Origin of the sequence: Calidithermus roseus (genome assembly GCF_003574095.1) — a bacterium.
In the GTDB taxonomy this organism is placed as follows: Bacteria; Deinococcota; Deinococci; order Deinococcales; family Thermaceae; genus Calidithermus; species Calidithermus roseus.
Genome location: NZ_QWLA01000006.1, coordinates 17422 through 32495 on the forward strand (window position 1 = coordinate 17422; position 15074 = coordinate 32495).

16 protein-coding genes, 1 tRNA gene, 1 pseudogene and 1 CRISPR repeat array are annotated in these 15074 nt (G+C 62.9%); of the genes and pseudogenes, 7 read left to right on the forward strand and 11 right to left on the reverse strand.

All coding sequences use genetic code 11. The annotated features are described in order from the left end of the window. Positions 1 to 76: 76 nt before the first annotated feature. The 8 genes and pseudogenes from Mrose_RS02805 to rph form a co-directional block, all read right to left on the reverse strand. Complete coding sequence (locus tag Mrose_RS02805; protein WP_119275914.1) at positions 77 to 1270, reverse strand: sugar ABC transporter substrate-binding protein; 1194 nt, start codon at positions 1268 to 1270, stop codon at positions 77 to 79. A 198-nt stretch (positions 1271 to 1468) separates the two neighbouring features. Next, a complete protein-coding gene (locus tag Mrose_RS02810; protein ID WP_119275915.1) occupies positions 1469 to 2164 on the reverse strand; it encodes an SDR family oxidoreductase in 696 nt (231 codons plus the stop codon). Positions 2165 to 2294: 130 nt separating this feature from the next. After that, on the reverse strand, positions 2295 to 2711 hold the full coding sequence (locus tag Mrose_RS02815; protein ID WP_119275916.1) for a hypothetical protein: 417 nt from the start codon (positions 2709 to 2711) through the stop codon (positions 2295 to 2297). A gap of 10 nt (positions 2712 to 2721) precedes the next feature. Further along, the gene (locus tag Mrose_RS02820; protein WP_182482646.1) at positions 2722 to 3075 is read right to left on the reverse strand and encodes a cupredoxin domain-containing protein; all 354 of its coding nucleotides are present in this window, start codon (positions 3073 to 3075) and stop codon (positions 2722 to 2724) included. Between the two features lie 53 nt (positions 3076 to 3128). Next, positions 3129 to 3587, reverse strand: a complete 459-nt coding sequence (locus tag Mrose_RS02825; protein WP_182482647.1) for a hypothetical protein — start codon at positions 3585 to 3587, stop codon at positions 3129 to 3131. A 97-nt stretch (positions 3588 to 3684) separates the two neighbouring features. Continuing rightward, positions 3685 to 4296, reverse strand: coding sequence for an XTP/dITP diphosphatase (locus tag Mrose_RS19315; RefSeq protein WP_245969492.1), 612 nt, complete (start codon positions 4294 to 4296; stop codon positions 3685 to 3687). A 126-nt stretch (positions 4297 to 4422) separates the two neighbouring features. Further along, a pseudogene (locus Mrose_RS19320) lies at positions 4423 to 4974 on the reverse strand (non-canonical purine NTP pyrophosphatase); the annotation flags it as partial. Between the two features lie 10 nt (positions 4975 to 4984). Further along, positions 4985 to 5728: a ribonuclease PH gene (rph, locus tag Mrose_RS02835; protein ID WP_245969485.1), complete on the reverse strand. Its 744-nt coding sequence runs from the start codon at positions 5726 to 5728 to the stop codon at positions 4985 to 4987. 91 nt (positions 5729 to 5819) lie between these two features. Between rph and Mrose_RS02840 the strand changes: the two genes are divergently transcribed. Then, a tRNA-Thr gene (locus Mrose_RS02840) sits at positions 5820 to 5894 on the forward strand. Between the two features lie 52 nt (positions 5895 to 5946). Then, positions 5947 to 7130: direct repeats of the CRISPR family, unit length 36 nt; unit sequence GTTTCAATCCTCTACGAGGCTTATCGGCTTTGCAAC. Between the two features lie 242 nt (positions 7131 to 7372). On the opposite strand, the gene cas2 is transcribed toward Mrose_RS02840, so the two are convergent. Genes cas2 through cas4 form a run of 3 tightly spaced genes read right to left on the reverse strand, consistent with a single transcriptional unit; the run spans position 7373 to position 9188 of the window. Further along, positions 7373 to 7657, reverse strand: coding sequence for a CRISPR-associated endonuclease Cas2 (gene cas2, locus Mrose_RS02845; RefSeq protein ID WP_119275921.1), 285 nt, complete (start codon positions 7655 to 7657; stop codon positions 7373 to 7375). Beyond that, the gene (cas1, locus tag Mrose_RS02850) at positions 7654 to 8631 is read right to left on the reverse strand and encodes a CRISPR-associated endonuclease Cas1 (RefSeq protein ID WP_182482648.1); all 978 of its coding nucleotides are present in this window, start codon (positions 8629 to 8631) and stop codon (positions 7654 to 7656) included. The genes cas2 and cas1 overlap by 4 nt, the downstream gene beginning before the upstream one ends. After that, positions 8622 to 9188 carry a CRISPR-associated protein Cas4 gene (cas4, locus tag Mrose_RS02855; RefSeq protein WP_119275923.1) on the reverse strand — a complete coding sequence of 189 codons (567 nt, stop codon included), beginning with the start codon at positions 9186 to 9188 and terminating at the stop codon, positions 8622 to 8624. Before cas4 ends, cas1 begins: the two co-directional genes overlap by 10 nt. A gap of 121 nt (positions 9189 to 9309) precedes the next feature. On the opposite strand from cas4, the gene Mrose_RS02860 reads away from it, so the two are divergent. From Mrose_RS02860 to Mrose_RS02885, 6 genes are all read left to right on the forward strand, one after another. Beyond that, entirely contained in the window at positions 9310 to 9756 is a 447-nt protein-coding gene (locus Mrose_RS02860; protein ID WP_119275924.1) for a hypothetical protein, read from the forward strand. Further along, a complete protein-coding gene (locus tag Mrose_RS02865; protein WP_119275925.1) occupies positions 9753 to 10577 on the forward strand; it encodes a PD-(D/E)XK nuclease family protein in 825 nt (274 codons plus the stop codon). Before Mrose_RS02860 ends, Mrose_RS02865 begins: the two co-directional genes overlap by 4 nt. A gap of 14 nt (positions 10578 to 10591) precedes the next feature. Beyond that, positions 10592 to 11560 (forward strand): helix-turn-helix transcriptional regulator, encoded by a 969-nt coding sequence (locus Mrose_RS02870; protein ID WP_119275926.1) that lies wholly within the window; start codon positions 10592 to 10594, stop codon positions 11558 to 11560. Positions 11561 to 11579: 19 nt separating this feature from the next. Further along, positions 11580 to 11924, forward strand: coding sequence for a hypothetical protein (locus Mrose_RS02875; RefSeq protein ID WP_119275927.1), 345 nt, complete (start codon positions 11580 to 11582; stop codon positions 11922 to 11924). Between the two features lie 271 nt (positions 11925 to 12195). Further along, positions 12196 to 14184: a hypothetical protein gene (locus Mrose_RS02880; RefSeq protein ID WP_245969486.1), complete on the forward strand. Its 1989-nt coding sequence runs from the start codon at positions 12196 to 12198 to the stop codon at positions 14182 to 14184. A gap of 1 nt (position 14185) precedes the next feature. Beyond that, positions 14186 to 15073 carry a hypothetical protein gene (locus Mrose_RS02885; protein WP_119275929.1) on the forward strand — a complete coding sequence of 296 codons (888 nt, stop codon included), beginning with the start codon at positions 14186 to 14188 and terminating at the stop codon, positions 15071 to 15073. Position 15074 lies beyond the last annotated feature (1 nt).

The following is a 15074-nucleotide window of genomic DNA, read 5'->3' on the forward strand; positions in this document are numbered from 1 at the left end:
AGATCGTACTGCACAGCGAAGGGCCCCGCTCCTGAAAAAAAGCCCCCGCCGAGGCGGGGCGGGGGCTGGTTAAAAGCTACTTCGAGCCAATTCCCTTGCGGATTTCGGCCACCATGTCCTCTATGATCTTGGCCACGTTGGTGTCGGGCTTCTGAATGGCTTGGCTGATGGCGTTACCCCACGGGCCCCACACCTTGCCCATCTCGGGAATGTTGGGCATGGGCGTGCCGCTGGCGATGACGGGCGAGAAGCCGGCCACCACGGGATCGTTCTTCAGCTTGGCCACCGCGGCCTTGGAGACGGGGATGCGCCCGCCGGCTTGGTTGAAGGCGATCTGGCTGTTCTCGCTCACCAGCAGCTTGGCGAAGTTGGCGGCGGCGGTTTTGTTGCGGGAATAGGCGTTCATAGCCACACCCTGCACGCCCACGAAGGGCTTCCAGGCCGAGCCGCCGGGAGGAGCGGGGAAGGAGGCGATGCCGAAGTCGATCTTGGCCTTCTTGTAGTCGCCGATGGCCCAGGGGCCGTTGATGATCATAGCCAGTGAGCCATCCTTGAAGGCCCCGTCGGCCACGCCGTAGTCCACACCCTCGGGGACCAGCTTGTACTTATAGCGCAGGTCCTTGATGAAGCTCAGGGCCTTCTGCCCGGCCTCACCGCCCAAACGCAGGTCGCCCGCGTTGAGGCTGCCCCCGCTCTTGGCGAACACGCTGGCGCCATAGGCGGTGAAGAAGCCGTAGTTGAAGTAGGGGTCACCGATGTTGTAGAGGAAGCCGAAGGTGTTGCCCTTGGTGTTCTCCTGGGCGATCTTGAGGAACTCGTCCCAGGTCTTGGGGGCGCTCTTGACGTACTTCTTGTTGTAGATCAGCGCCACCGACTCGGCGAACATGGGCAGCGCGAAGAGCTGGTTGCGGTAGGTCAGGGCCTCCACCGCTACGTCATCGAGGCCCTGCACGTAGCTGGCGGTGGTGTACTTGCCCATGGGCTCGAGCACGCCCGCTGCCGCCATGGCCCCCACCCAGTCGTGCGGAATGCTCACGATCAGGTCAGCCGCCTGGCCCTGAGGGGCACCCAGGATGAACTTGTTTTGGATATCCCCGAAGGGCACCTCGACCACTTCGACCTTGGTGCCGCTGGATTTTTCAAAGCTCGCAGCCGTCTTCTTCAACCACTCGAGCTCGGGGCCGCCGTAGTGCGTCCACACCGTCAGCTTCCCCTGAGCCATTGCCAGGCCCATGACGACGCCCAGCGCGACAAGCCAGCCTTTCCTCATACTTCCTCCTAGGTCCAGACGCGGAGCATGGGAACGCTTCCATGGCGTTTCCAAAATTTCCTTAACGCGTCACCGCAAATCTTACACGCCCCACCATGAGACGTAAAGGGGTACAAAAGCCCCATCTCGGGCCGATTCGTGCGCCCTTTTGTTCGTTCTTCAAACAAAAGACATCGACGGCGATTGGCCTCTCCCACCCTATTTGCGTGGGGGCTGCGCCGGGCGCAGCTCGAGTTGCCCCGGCATCACCCGCGGATTGCTCCGAAGCACGTACAGAACGGCTTGGGCCACGTCCTCGGGCTGGATTTTCCAAGCGGCATCGGTGCTGTTACCGCCGAAGGCGGTGTTGACCGAGCCCGGCAGCACCGTGCTGACGCGGATACCCAGGTAGCGCAGATCCTGCATGATGGCCTCGGAAAAACCAATGAGGCCGAACTTGCTCGCGTTGTAGGCGCTGCCACCCGCGAAGGCGTTTTTCCCGGCCAGCGAGCCGATGTTGACGATGTGACCCCCACCGCGGCGCTGCATGGCGGGCACGGCGGCCTTGGTCGCCAGGAAGAGGCCGGTGAGGTTGGTCTCGAGCACCGCTCGCCACTCCTCGATACCCATGTCCTGCACGGGCTTGAAGACTCCGATCCCGGCGTTGTTGATCAGGTAGTCCAGCCCGCCAAAGCGCTCCTCGAGCCGCGCCACAGCCTGCTCGAGGTCGGCAAACTGGGTCACGTCCCCCGACAAAGCCACAGCCCTCTCGCCAAGTTCGGTGGCCAGGGCCTCGAGCCGGACCCGGTTGCGGGCCAGCAGCCCCACCTTCACCCCCTCACTCACGAGCAGGCGGGCGATTTCCCTGCCGATACCTTCGGAAGCTCCGGTGACGAGCGCGACCTTGTCGTTCATGCGCGAATCCTAAGCCTACGGCCCCAGCCTGAAGTAGGCGACAGCTCTCAGTGCAGGGAAACCCTCCCGGTTGGGAGGGTTTGCTGGGTTGACTTGGGTTGGCGTGCCTGAGCCAACCGTCGGCGACTTCTTACTGCGCGGGCTTGTAGAGATCCACCCCGCCCGCTTTCTCGAAGTTGGCCTTGAGGAAGGCGGGGTCTACGAGGGGTTTGCTGTCGGGGTTGCCCGGCCAGGTGCCCGCGAAGACCTCGAGGACGTCGAGGTAGCCATCTGCGTCGGAGTCCTTCATGGCCCTGAGCGCGTCGTAGAGGGCCTGATTGATGTTGCCCCTGAAGTTCGAGCGCACCAGCTCGCCGAAGGGATTCCAGGGGGGGCCGCCACCGGGGTTGACGTGGCAGAACTGGCAGGTGACGGTGCGGGTATTCCCCTGGTCGGGGGTCAGGTGGAGTTGGGCGATGGCCGCCAGGCGGTAGGGAGGACGGCCCAGAGCGATGGGGAGGGAGAGGGCCAGGCCGGTCGCGCAAAGCCAGATTACCGTTCGCTTCATAGCTCACCTCTCAAGGATTGACCACGATGGTGCCCTTCATGCTGGGATGGATCGTGCAGTGGTAGGGGAAGGTGCCCTGGGTGTCGAAGAGGATGGACGCCGAGGTCTGGCCCTGGTCGAGGCTCCCGGTGTCGAAGACTCCCGAGTCGGAAGTGGCGGTATGCGGGATGCTGTCGAGGTTCTTAAAAGTCAGGCTGGTCCCGGCTTTTACCGAACAGGTGCTGGGCTTGAAGGCGAAGTTCTGGATCTCGATGGTGGAAGGGCAGGCCGTGGGTCCTCCGTCCCCACCGCCTCCGCCACCCCCTCCACCTATGGGGCATCCTGTGAGGGCTAAACTCAAGGCCAAGAACAAAGCCAACCGCATGGGCATCCCCCTTTAGCCTGCGCAGGCTGGTCGAAAGCCTGGATCGGCCTGGGTTATTTGTATTCCCCTGCCTTCTCCACCTGGCCACAGGCGATGCTGGCCCCCACTGGGTTTGGGGTGTTGGCGTGGACGTTGACGTAAGTCTCTCCCTCGGGGTACTTCACGCTGGCAGGCAGGCGGGTGTAGGCCAGAGCCACCCCCTTGTCGTCGGGTTGCAAGTTGGCCAGCCCGATGATCTTATCGCCGTTTTGGGCCTGGCAACTGGCGTTGCCGGCGGCGTTGTAGTGGATGTGGTTGGCGTAGACCCCCGAGCCGGGTCTGAGCCCCTCGAGGCGCAGGAAGACCTCGTGTTCCCCGCCGGGCGAGGTGAGGATCACCGCCGTGCCCTTTAGGCCTGCCGTTCCCGAAAGCTCGGCGTAGCGGATCTCGGGCCCTTTGCTCTGCATCTGGGCCAGGGCAGCTACCGCAGCTACCCCCAACAAGGCTACCCACGTCCAGGGTTTAACCTTCATAAACACCTCCATGACCAAATACGCAGCTGTGAACACACTGGATTCAGCCAGGAAAAAAACCAGCGGCTTTCACGCCGCTGGTGCCTGGAGCGAAGGGTTACTCCGAGGAACTGGCCTCGGGGATTCTGAATCCGTCTTTGTAGGCCTCAATCAGCTCGGCCAGGGCCTTGCCCCGGTGCGAGTGCCGCGCCTTCTCCTCCATGCTCATCTCGGCGAAGGTCTTGCCCGCTTCGGGCACGAAGAACAGCGGGTCGTAGCCGAAGCCGTTTTCTCCCCGCGGCGCCTCGAGGATCAGGCCCTCGGTGACGCCCCGGAAGAGCTGCATGAAGCCCTGGGGGTGGGCCACCGCCAGCACCGCCACGAAGCGGGCGGTGCGCTTGTCGGCGGGAACGCCCTTGAGGCGCTCGAGCAGGTAGATGTTGCGCTCGAGGTCACTCTTGCGCCCGCCGAAGCGGGCCGAGTACACGCCGGGTTCGCCCTCGAGGGCATCGACCTCGAGGCCCGAGTCGTCGGCCAGGGTCAGCAGGCCGGTCTGGCGGCAGGCAAAGGCCGCCTTGAGCATGGCGTTGTCCTCGAAGGTGGCCCCTTCTTCAGGGGGCATCTTGAAAGTGTAGTCGAGCAGGGAGGCCAGCTCCCAGCCCAGCGGAGCGAGCCCTTCGCGTAGCTCGCGGTACTTGCCAGGGTTATTGGTCGCAACCAGTAGGCGCATAGGGGAAGGGCGCGAGGAGGGCCTGGCCGCTCCTGGGGCCAGCTCGAGTGTAGCCGATGATCCTTGCGGTGGCAGTTCGACCGTGGGGTGCAGGTGGTCGATGATGTGATGCCCCAGTAAGCGGCGCACCGCCCGCTCCCAGGGGGAGAAGCGCTCGCGCTCGGCAGGCGACATCTCGGCCAGGGTCTTGCCCGCCTCGAGCACGAAGAACAGCGTGTCGTAGCCGACCCCACCCTCACCCTTGGGTTTGTGCAGCAGCACCCCCTGGGTTTCGCCCACGTAAGTTTCGGTCTTCCCCTGGGGATAGGCCAGGGTGAGCACGGTCATGAAGCGGGTCATGCGCTCCTGCGGCGGGAGCCCACGCAGCTTCTGCAGGAGCTTGGCGCGGCGCTCTTCCTCGCTGTCGCCGGGGCCAAACTGCAAGGAGAAAAATACCCGCTGCCCCGCGCGGGTGTACTCGAAACAGCTCTCGTCGAGCAAGGTGGGCAGGCCGCTGAGTTTGGCGAGGTGCGTGGCCACGACGGGCACACGCTCGGTAAGGTCTTCGCCGGGGGCGTCAGGATTGGGCAGCAGCCCGGCGTAGTTGCCGATGGGCTCGAGCTGCCAGCCCAATGGGGCGAGCAACTCGCGCAGCTTGGCGAGTTTAGGCTCTTTGTGTGTGGCAACCAGTACACGCATGGCCGTTTACTCAGGATAGGGGTTTTCGCAGTTGCGCGTGTACGTTTTTGATCAATTCTGGCACCTGGCTCAGGCCGGTCTCGAGCATCCTCCGGTAAATCGCCTGGGGAACCGGGCGGCCCTCCCCGCCGCCGTGCACCTCGATGACGTCGCCTTCCTTCGTCGCCACTACCGTGAGGTCGGCCCAGGCGCTCTCGTCTTCTTGGTGGGTGAGGTCGAGCAGGATGCGCTCCTCCCCGAACCAGCCCAGGCTGATCGCGGCAAACTCGCTCAGCGGCCACTCGTCGATCTTGCCCATCATCACCAGCCGGTCCAGAGCCGCGTACAGCGCGGCATACCCGCCCAACAGCGAGGCTACGCGGGTTCCCCCATCGGCCTGGAGCACGTCGGCATCGATGATCACGGTCTTGTTGGGCAGCAGCGAGAGGTCCAGGGCAGCCCGGAAAGCCCGCCCCATGAAGCGCTGGATCTCCGCGGTGCGCCCGGAGAGCTTCTGGCGCTCGCGCTCCTTGCGTTCCTTGGTCGAGCGGGGCAGCAGGTTGTACTCGGCCATCAGCCAACCTTCCTTGGCCGAGACGTGGCGCGGAACGCCATCGGTGAGCGAGACCGTCACCAGCACGCGGGTCAGGCCCAGCTCGACCAGGGCTGAGCCTTCGGCATAGGCGCTGTAGCCCAGCTCGAGCTTGAGCGGGCGCATCTGCAAGGCGTCGCGACCGTCTTTGCGGCTGCTCTTGGTATCAGGAGGAGGATTCACGGCAGCCCACAGCATCCCCCTTCAGGGCAGCGCGCGTCAAGCCACCACACTTGCCCCACGGAGCAAAACCGACTAACATAGCTGTCTGCGGGCCGGTGTAGCTCAGCGGTAGAGCACTCGATTCGTAATCGAGCGGTCGTCGGTTCAAATCCGACCACCGGCTCCAGTCTAGGACGCGGTTTTCTGACCGCGTCTTTTTCTATTTGCCCCAACCCCAGGTTTCAATCCTCTACGAGGCTTATCGGCTTTGCAACGACCACACCAAATTTTACTGGCGCTCCGCGCTGTACGTTTCAATCCTCTACGAGGCTTATCGGCTTTGCAACGGATCGGGTGCTATCGCGGTGTTGACCCCCGATAGGTTTCAATCCTCTACGAGGCTTATCGGCTTTGCAACGAGATCATGACTGTGATCCTCTGGTTTCGTAACAGGTTTCAATCCTCTACGAGGCTTATCGGCTTTGCAACTTGATGCAGATAGTGCAGGCCAGGTGGTTAAACGTAGTTTCAATCCTCTACGAGGCTTATCGGCTTTGCAACCCTGTGGGCGCTGCGAGGGGAGGGGGGAGGTATGACGTTTCAATCCTCTACGAGGCTTATCGGCTTTGCAACTCACGTAGGGGTTGGGGTTCCAGGGGGGATACTGAGTTTCAATCCTCTACGAGGCTTATCGGCTTTGCAACGCCGCCGTGGTGCTGGCCGCCGCCCAGAAACTAGCCAGTTTCAATCCTCTACGAGGCTTATCGGCTTTGCAACGCGTTGAGAACGGCGCTGACGATAGCGGGTCTTTCCGCGTTTCAATCCTCTACGAGGCTTATCGGCTTTGCAACTGCCTGCTGACTATCGGGGTTGGTGGGATCAGTAAGGTTTCAATCCTCTACGAGGCTTATCGGCTTTGCAACTGATCAGCCAGTTCCGCCTTTGCTACCTGGATGGCGTTTCAATCCTCTACGAGGCTTATCGGCTTTGCAACCATTGCGCTACGACCAGTTCATTGCCCCTCTGATCCGTTTCAATCCTCTACGAGGCTTATCGGCTTTGCAACGGCCCTGAACGAGGCGGTGCGCCTCGAGTTGCTGGTTTCAATCCTCTACGAGGCTTATCGGCTTTGCAACGACACTGGCTAGCTCGGCTTCGGCTTCGGCGTTTTTGTTTCAATCCTCTACGAGGCTTATCGGCTTTGCAACGAGGCCGCCTACCAGGCGTGGAAGGTCATTCGAGACGTTTCAATCCTCTACGAGGCTTATCGGCTTTGCAACTAAAAAGCCCGCATCTATGCGGGCCCATTTGGGATGTTTCAATCCTCTACGAGGCTTATCGGCTTTGCAACGGGTAGCAAAGAAATAACTACCGGTGGTATTGACACGTTTCAATCCTCTACGAGGCTTATCGGCTTTGCAACGCCACCCTCAACATAGCACGGCGAGGCCGGGCCTGTTAAGGTCATTTACGCACGCGGGGGCTCTATTCAGCCACAGATAGGAAAGGCGTGGGATAGAAGGAGGGAATTCTGCCTTTCTGGAGCCGTACGCATGCGATGAGACTTGGGGAGACATATACAGGAGGTTCTTTTGCCCTGCCTGTGTGGGAAAAACCCCGGTAGGGCACCGGGGGCCTGTATAAGGTGGCCTTCGTGCTCGCTGGCTAGACAAAGTCGGGGTCCTCGAGGCGCTTCAGGGCCTCGTGACCGATGCGGTAGGTGCGGCCTACTGTCTCGGGAGGCAGGAAGTAGACCGCCAGAACGTCCTCCTTTTGGTCTACGAACTGCTCCAGCCGCCCCTTGAGATGGGCCCACTGTTCGCGGGTGAGGCGAGCCTCGAAGACCGAGTACTGCCGCCGCTCACCAAAGCCCTTGAGGAGCTTGGCGAGCTTGGCCCGCCTCGAGTCCGAGGGGGTGTCGTAGGCGATGACCAGATAGAGTTCCTTCATCGTACGGTGAAGGCCTCGTACTGGGGTAGCTCACCCACGAGGTGCTTGACGAGGATGCGGGCCTGGGCTAGCAGGATCTGGCGGTAGGAGAGACTCTTGCCCAGGAGGGGATGACGTACCCGCTCGCTGAGGCGTTCTTCCCAGGCGCGCAGGAACTTGGGCCAGGCTTCCTTGTGTAGCTGGGGATAGCCCTCGGTGTCATCGAAGTCCTCGAGGCTAAGGCGGCGGTTGTTGCAGAGGGAGAGCGCTACCGAGTCGGCCAGGATGCTGCGAAACTCCTCCATCAGATCCAGTGCCAGCGAGGCCCGGCCATAGCGGATTTCGTGCAGATAACCCACATAGGGGTCCAGCCCGGCAATCTGTAGGGCGCTCTCGCACTCCTTGGCCAGCAGGGTATAGGCAAGCGAGAGCAGGCTGTTGGCTGGGTCGCGAGGTGGGCGGCGGCTGCGCTCGGCGAATTGGAAGCCTTCGGGAAGCAGGCTGGAGAAGGCCCGGAAGTAGGCATCGGCAGCCATCCCCTCCACCCCACGCAAGGTATCCTCGTCCGGGGCTTGCTCGGCGTCGGCGAGGGCTCCCCGGAGAGCCTCCCAGCCCTCGGCTCCGTTGCGCCGGAGGAGTACCAGACCGTTTTTGACCTTGCCCAGCACGAAGCGCCTGGCCAGGGAGAGCTTATGGGCCGGATCCAGGTGAGCCTTGAACTGGGCTACCCGCGCCGGGGCGTTCTTGGCCGGGGTGCGGGTGAGGCCCGCATAGTAGGTGCCTGCAGGGGACATGTAGTGCAGGCCGATGCCCTCGAGGGCGCAATGCTTGAGGAGGGCCGGGGTCACCACGGCATTCCCCAGCACCACGATCTCCTCCACGCTGATGAGCGGCTTTTGTAGCAGGACTTCTCGCCCGGCACGGCGGGCCACCTTGAGGCTCCCCCCATCTTTGGAGAGGTAGGCGTCGGGCTCGAGTACGTAGACTACGCCCACCGAGCCACCCCCTTGCGCCACAGCTCGGGCTGGCAGGCCCCCCGTACGCTGCACCCTTCACACTTGCTCCTGGGCACCTCCACCCCTGGGGGCCTGGGGCTTCCCAGGAGGGTACGCATCCGGGCCACGGCCTCCTCCACAGCGGCGAAGAGCTCCGGGGTGAAGGCCACCTCGCGACGGGCGTGGCTCTTGTGGTAGTAGACGAAGCCTCGCCTGGCCTCTATCCCCCGCGACTCCAGCAGGCACAGGGCCTGGGCCACGAGCTGAATAGCATCCGAGGGGTGGGCCTCCTCGCTGGCCCGGCCTACCTTGTACTCCACAACGCAGGCCTCGCCCTTTCTCCACTCCAAACGATCTACCACCCCCACCAGCCCCAACCGGTCTGACCAGACCCACAGCCCGGAGAGTTCGTCGCCCTCGGTATAGGCCTTTTCGTGCAAGTAGTGACCCTCGATGACGTGGTGATTGGCGTGGAGTTCACCCAGGATGTACTCGAGGTAGAAACGCCTCCCGCAGTAGGCGACGGTGTTGACCTTGGAGAGGGGCAGGTAATCCATAGTCCCCGGTCTACCGGGGGAGTGTCACCCCATTTGGTGACGCAGTGCAGGTGAGCGCTGCCGGGGTTTGTCGCCTGCTGTGGCGACAGGGCTCCTCCAAGCTCGAGGTGGGAGGTTGACCATGCACCGATCCTGGATCTGGATTCTGATCATCATCCTCGCTGCTTGCGGTGGGGGAGGCTATAACGCCAGTGGTACCTGGCAGGGCATCGCCACCAATCAGAGCTACCCCTACGACAGTCTGGCCGTGCGGTTTTATCTGAGCGACCAGAACGGTAGCCTGAGCGGGTCCCATTACGCTTACCTCGACGGCTCGTGGAGGTACATCGGAGCGATTCGGGGCTCTCGCTCGGGGCAGTTGGCTGCTTGGCGATTGGACGCTTCCGGGGGCTATATCGAGGTCAGCGGCACCTTCAGCGGCGATCATTTCAATGGCACCTACCGCATCACCGTCTACGGTTCGGGCAGCCTCACCGCCAGCCTGAGTCTGACCCGCGGCGGCGCCCAGAGCCTGACCCAGCCGCTTGAGGCCGGAGCCCTGGCTCGCCTCTTGGAGGGGTTGCAGTGATCCTTTACCCCACCCTCGAGGCCGACCTCACCTGCCCCAGCCGCTACGTGCGCGCCAGGTTGCGCAAAGAACCCACCCTCGCGCCCTTCGCCAGCACGGTGCTGGGCAAGGAGGTCCACGAGCGCATTGCCTCGAGCCTGCGCCAGGGGGTTGTGGTGAGCCAGGCGGACGATCCCCTTCGAGATGTCACCGGGGGCGGCGGAAGGCCCGTACACCGAAAAACCTTCCAGTTACCCCGGAGGGTGATGCTCAGCGAAGGCGAGAAGCTAGATAGCCTCCTGGACCGGGCTCAGAAGGGCCTCGCCCGCTTCGAGGCCGATTACCGGCCCGGCCTCCAGGGTGAGGCGCACCGGGTGGAGGAGTTCCTGGCCTGGAACCTGGAGCTCGAGGGGGAGCTGGTGCGCTTCATGGGCAAGCTGGACCTGCTCCTGAGCCAAGGGGAAGACCAGGAGGTCTGGGACTGGAAGACGGGAAACCCCAAAAACAGCCGGGAGCAGCTGCGCCTCTACCTGTTTCTGGTCTACGGAGCCACCGGGAACCCTCCCCGGCTGGCCCGTGCCGTGGGCCTGGAGAGCGGGGAGGAGGTGGTGGAGGTCTGGTCAGAAGAGGTCATCCCCTGGGGCTACGCCTGGCTGCAGCGGATGCGGAAGAGCCTGAGCGCCGCCCTGACCAACCCCAGGGCGCTCAACCCAGGCCCGGTCTGCCGCTACTGCCCCTATGCCCATGCCTGCCCTGCCTCAGCAGCTCCCAGGCGTTACCTGCTGGACACTCGCACTGGCGAGGTGACAGAGGTGGCAGTAGAGAGCCTCGCTAGTGAGTAAGCTGATTCTGAATCATGGAAAGCCGGGTAGCCGATTTCATCCAACTTTTGCTGGGGCACCCCAGGGGGCTTTCAGTTCAACAGATTGCCACCCGGCTCGGGGTAGCCCGGCAAAGCGTCTACCGTCTGCGGGAAAAGGCCCAGGCCTTGGGTGTCTGGGCTCGCACCCATGAGGATGACCCGGAGGTCCCGACAGGTTGGATGCGCCTCGAGGACCCCAAGAGGGTGGAGATGACCTTCCGCCTCACCCAGGAGGAGGCGGAAGCCCTAAAGGCCGCAGTGGCGCGGGTGGAGAGCCTCACCCCCCTGGCCCGGCAGGCCCTACAGCGCTTGGGTCGGGGAGAGTTCTCCCGTGTCCAGAAGGAGGAGCCCGTGTTTTACACCCCGCTGGCCGACGAGTACCCCGAGGGGCTTTTCGAGCGGGTGACGCGGGCCATAAGGGAACGGCGGGTGTGCGAGGTGACCTACAAGAACGCCAGAGGCCAGGTCAGGACCTACCGCTTTGATCCCTACGCCCTCATCGCCCGCGACCCCCACCTCTACCTGGTGGGCGCTAACCACAACAGCCGCAAGGCTGGCCACGACCCCATCAAGGACCTTAGATTGGACCAGGTGCAGGACCTCAAGCTTACCCGCGAGCGCTTCCCCAAGCCTGCCTTCGACGTGCGGGCTTACGTTCAGGGCCGCTTCCGAGCTTTCGGTGGCGAGGGTAAGCCGGTGTGTGTCCGGGTGCGCTTCTCTCCCGAGAAGGCCGGCTTTATCCGCCGCACCCGCCGCCACCCCACCCAGGTGGTGGAAGGTCTCGAGGACGGCAGCGTGATCTGGCAGGTAGAGGTGCCGCTCTCAGAGGACCTGGTGCATTTCATCGTGGGCTACGGGCCCCATGCCGCTGTGCTGGAGCCGGAGGAGTTGAAGTTGAAGGTGGTGGAGTGGGCGCGGGGAGCGGTGGAGGCCAATTTGTCGCTGAAGGGGGTGACAAGCTAGGGATAGCTTTGGACTTGTGATGGATATGGTTCACAAAATTTCCCTCGCTCTCCTGATCCTGGCTTTCTTTCTATTCCCTTGGGCTGAGGCTAGGATAAGTCGGGGGATAGTGGTCTACCCAACCCGGCTGGGCTGTGATTACTTCATCGTCAGCACTCCCTCTGGGTACGCCCTCCTCCAACTTTGGTCCCTTACCGTCTACAAGCCGAAAACCGGGGATGAAGTCGTGGGGGAGTTTGAGACTTACGGGTTCAGGGAGGTGATTAACCTGACGCAGGAGGTGACCTACCGGGTTTGGGTGGAGGACTATTGGCTGACCGCGAGCAGGGCGGTAGAGAGGTACTTGAGGAAGTGTCCATTCTAAGGAGGACAGGGTGGAGCAGGCAATGGATCATACCCTGACCTTGGCTCAAGCCAAGCGGATCGCGGCCGACGTGCGCTTTAAGGATGCCCCTAGAGCGGCCTTACTTCCTCTTAGGGGCCTTCTTTACGACTCGGACTTCCTAGGCTTTCTGGGGCGTTTTGCTCCAAAGCTCCTTCGGTACCTGCGCATGAGCCAAGATCCTCCCCAAGACCACAGCCCTAAAGGGCAGGATTGCGTCCTTTACCCCCACCCATTCCCCGGAGAGGCTCAAATGCGGGCGGCCTACGAGGTAGCCACAGAGGGCTTTCTGGAATACCTCGAGGCCCAAGGCTATTCGGTGGTGGAGCGGGGAGCAGGCTGGGTGCGGGTTTATCGAAGCTCCAAGGCCCTTCTGAATCTGGAGACAACCTGGCATAGGTATATGGAGGAAGCTTTTGGCTTCGAGGGGCTCTCACACCGCCTCCTGCCCCTGCTGAACTCCGTGCGGCTAGCTGGGCGGGGAATCAGTGCACCGAAAGTTCCCGTAGCCACCCTTGAGGCCCGGGACTTCCTCGCCGCTTGGTACCTGGCCAACCTCCTTTCGGTCAGGGATCGCTTGGAGTGGCGGGCCCGGGAGATTGCCCGTCTGGAAGCGGAGGTGGAGGGTACCGCTGAAAGCCGGGAGAAGGCCAAAAAGGCCAGGGATTTGGAGAAGCGGAAGCAGGACCAGGAGAAGGAACGCGGCAAATACGCGGGGGAACTGAAGAAGAAGTGGGACGAGCTGGAACAGGAGCGGAAGAAGGTCGCTAAGCAGCGGGCCCCATCGGCAGGCCCGAAAGAGGCCCCGCTCGCCGGTTGGGCCCTGGAGGGCCTGAAGCTCGGGGCAGATAGCTTGCAGGAGTTCTGGAGGTGGCTGGATCCGGCAAGCCCAAAAGCTCCCCCCGCTATCCGCCAGCTTGCAACCCACCTTCCGCGCTTTGGCCTCAACGCTAGGCAGCAGCTCAACACCGCGGTCGGCAACAAATTCACCAAGATCCTCGAGGAACTCCTGCGCCTCCTGAGCCTTAAGACCCCCGAGGTGAAGGTGCCGCCTTTGATGGCGGAAAGTCCCTTCGCCTTTGGGCAAAGAGGAGCCGGTGACAAGGCTGAGGCTTGCTACAGTTGCGGAAAGCCCTTAAGCGGAGGAAAACTCAAGGCGAGCAAGCTGGTCTTTTCCTCCCCCAGCCAGCGCCTGCAAAGTGGTACCGGCCAGGAGGAACCTTGGGTTTGCCCCACTTGCGCCGCGCTTGCCCTCCTCTCGCCCATCAAGCCCGGAGAGGGGAGCGTGTTGGTGCGCGTGGGCACCTATGGGGCCCCGGAGTCGGCCAAGCACTTCGCCCGACTGCTCACCACGGGAACGCTCCACGTGGCTGCAGGGCGGTACCTCCAGCTCAATAGCCCCTCCGTAGGGGGTAAACCTCTTACACAAGCCTTTGGTCGCGTAGTCTACGCCCTCCAGGCCTTAGGCCAGGAGGTGAACCCACGGGTCCTCGAGCGCTTTTCCTTCTACCTCCTGGAGGGCATGCAGGAGATTTCCCTTCCCAAGAGGGCGCTTTGGCTCTCCCACGTGCTACAAAAAGCTTTTGGCTCACGACCCGATGAGAGGGGTGAGGTAAACCGCGAGCTGGGAGAGGCCCTACGTTACGCCCTCGCCGATCTTCCCTGGCACGCCATTTACACCCTGGCCCGGCGCTATGGCCGGGTGGCCGACCGGTTTGCCCTAGAAGAGGGATTAAGGCGATACACAACCCTTTTGGAGCAAAACACGAAAGAGGTGAGGATGAACGAGAACGCGGATTTGCCTCAGCGCTTCAGGGACGTGGCCGGCCTTACTGGGCTCCTCTACGCCTGGGTGAGTTACGTAGAGACCCAAGTGGGCCGGGGTACGCAGGAGGCCAAGCGGGCGGTGGTCAAGCTCTTGGACAACCTGGAAAGCCCTGGGGGCTTCCTCTACGTGGCCGCCTACGACCTGGACAGCACCCAGGCTCGGCTCTACGAGGGCGGCGGGTCCTTCTTTTACCAAGAGGCCAAGCGGCTCCTTCAGGAGGCCAGAGCGGAGGTGAAGGAGACGGAGGACAACTCCGGGCGCTACCTCCCGGTTGCTCAAGACGACCTCCACCGGGTCTACACCCACCTGGCAGAGCGCTACCAGGACAAGCGGTGGGAGGGCTTCGTCTACGAGGTGCGCCTGAGCTTGGCCTCGAGGTTCCCACAGTACATCCGTATGCAAAAGGAGGGTTAGCATGGCGAGCGGACTCAAACCGCAGAACGGGACCCTTTACCACTGGGACATCTACGCCCTTTTCTATGCACCTCAGGAGGTCTACTTCGGGCACGAGACCCAGGTGAACCTGAACCTCATCGAGACCGTGAACCTGCCCGACGGGACCGAGCGGGTCTACCTCTCCCCCACCAAGCGCCGGGGGGTGGAGCGGCGGGCGCTCCTCTACGCCTCCGCGCAGAAGAACGGGCAAAGCCTTTTCCTCACCGACCTCCTGGACTGCGGGATTCCCAATACCTGCGGCCGCGAGGTCTGCCCTATCTGCCGGGTCTACGGGGCCTTGGTCACTGAGAAGCGTGGGGATATTGAGCGTACCACCTTCATCGGCCGCCTAACCCATGGGGGTGGGGTGGCGGTACCGCCCCTGGAGCCTCTGGAGAAGCAACGGGCCATGCATCCTTCGGACCTAAGGCGGGAGGCGGGTGAGGAGCCCCAGCCCTTCAAGCGCCAGTATGGGGCCCCAGGCTTGCTTTTCCCCGTGTATAACCACGTGCTTTCGGCCACGGAGGCAGAGTTCCGGGCGGCGGCCTACGCCTTCTTGGAAAGCCTCCACAGGCTTGGGGCGGGGAACCCCAAGGGGCTGGATCTCTTCGAGGACGAGGACTTCGGCCCCTACCTGGTCCTAGACCGGTACCGGGCCCCTCTGGGCCGACGGGTGATCCTGCCGCCTACGTTAAAGGAGCCCCAGCAGGCTCTCGAGGAGTTTAGGCGACGGGCTGGGGACACGCCAAATGAATCCGGAGAGGGCCCTTTGTTTGAGCGCCGTAAGGGGAAGGCCGCTCTCGAGGAGCTCCGGCGCCTGGCACGGGCGTTTGTGGAGGAAGACCTTCCGGCCTTAGCCCAGGGGTGAC

Coding starts and splice junctions, on each gene's coding strand:
- Mrose_RS02805 (WP_119275914.1), bottom strand. CDS start 1,270: ATGAGGAAAGGCTGGCTTGTCGCGCTGGGCGTCGTCATGGGCCTGGCA.
- Mrose_RS02825 (WP_182482647.1), bottom strand. CDS start 3,587: ATGAAGGTTAAACCCTGGACGTGGGTAGCCTTGTTGGGGGTAGCTGCG.
- Mrose_RS02870 (WP_119275926.1), top strand. CDS start 10,592: ATGGAAAGCCGGGTAGCCGATTTCATCCAACTTTTGCTGGGGCACCCC.
- Mrose_RS02820 (WP_182482646.1), bottom strand. CDS start 3,075: ATGCGGTTGGCTTTGTTCTTGGCCTTGAGTTTAGCCCTCACAGGATGC.
- Mrose_RS02860 (WP_119275924.1), top strand. CDS start 9,310: ATGCACCGATCCTGGATCTGGATTCTGATCATCATCCTCGCTGCTTGC.
- cas2 (WP_119275921.1), bottom strand. CDS start 7,657: ATGAAGGAACTCTATCTGGTCATCGCCTACGACACCCCCTCGGACTCG.
- Mrose_RS02810 (WP_119275915.1), bottom strand. CDS start 2,164: ATGAACGACAAGGTCGCGCTCGTCACCGGAGCTTCCGAAGGTATCGGC.
- Mrose_RS02885 (WP_119275929.1), top strand. CDS start 14,186: ATGGCGAGCGGACTCAAACCGCAGAACGGGACCCTTTACCACTGGGAC.
- Mrose_RS02880 (WP_245969486.1), top strand. CDS start 12,196: ATGCGGGCGGCCTACGAGGTAGCCACAGAGGGCTTTCTGGAATACCTC.
- Mrose_RS02875 (WP_119275927.1), top strand. CDS start 11,580: ATGGATATGGTTCACAAAATTTCCCTCGCTCTCCTGATCCTGGCTTTC.
- Mrose_RS02815 (WP_119275916.1), bottom strand. CDS start 2,711: ATGAAGCGAACGGTAATCTGGCTTTGCGCGACCGGCCTGGCCCTCTCC.
- Mrose_RS19315 (WP_245969492.1), bottom strand. CDS start 4,296: ATGCGCCTACTGGTTGCGACCAATAACCCTGGCAAGTACCGCGAGCTA.
- cas4 (WP_119275923.1), bottom strand. CDS start 9,188: ATGGATTACCTGCCCCTCTCCAAGGTCAACACCGTCGCCTACTGCGGG.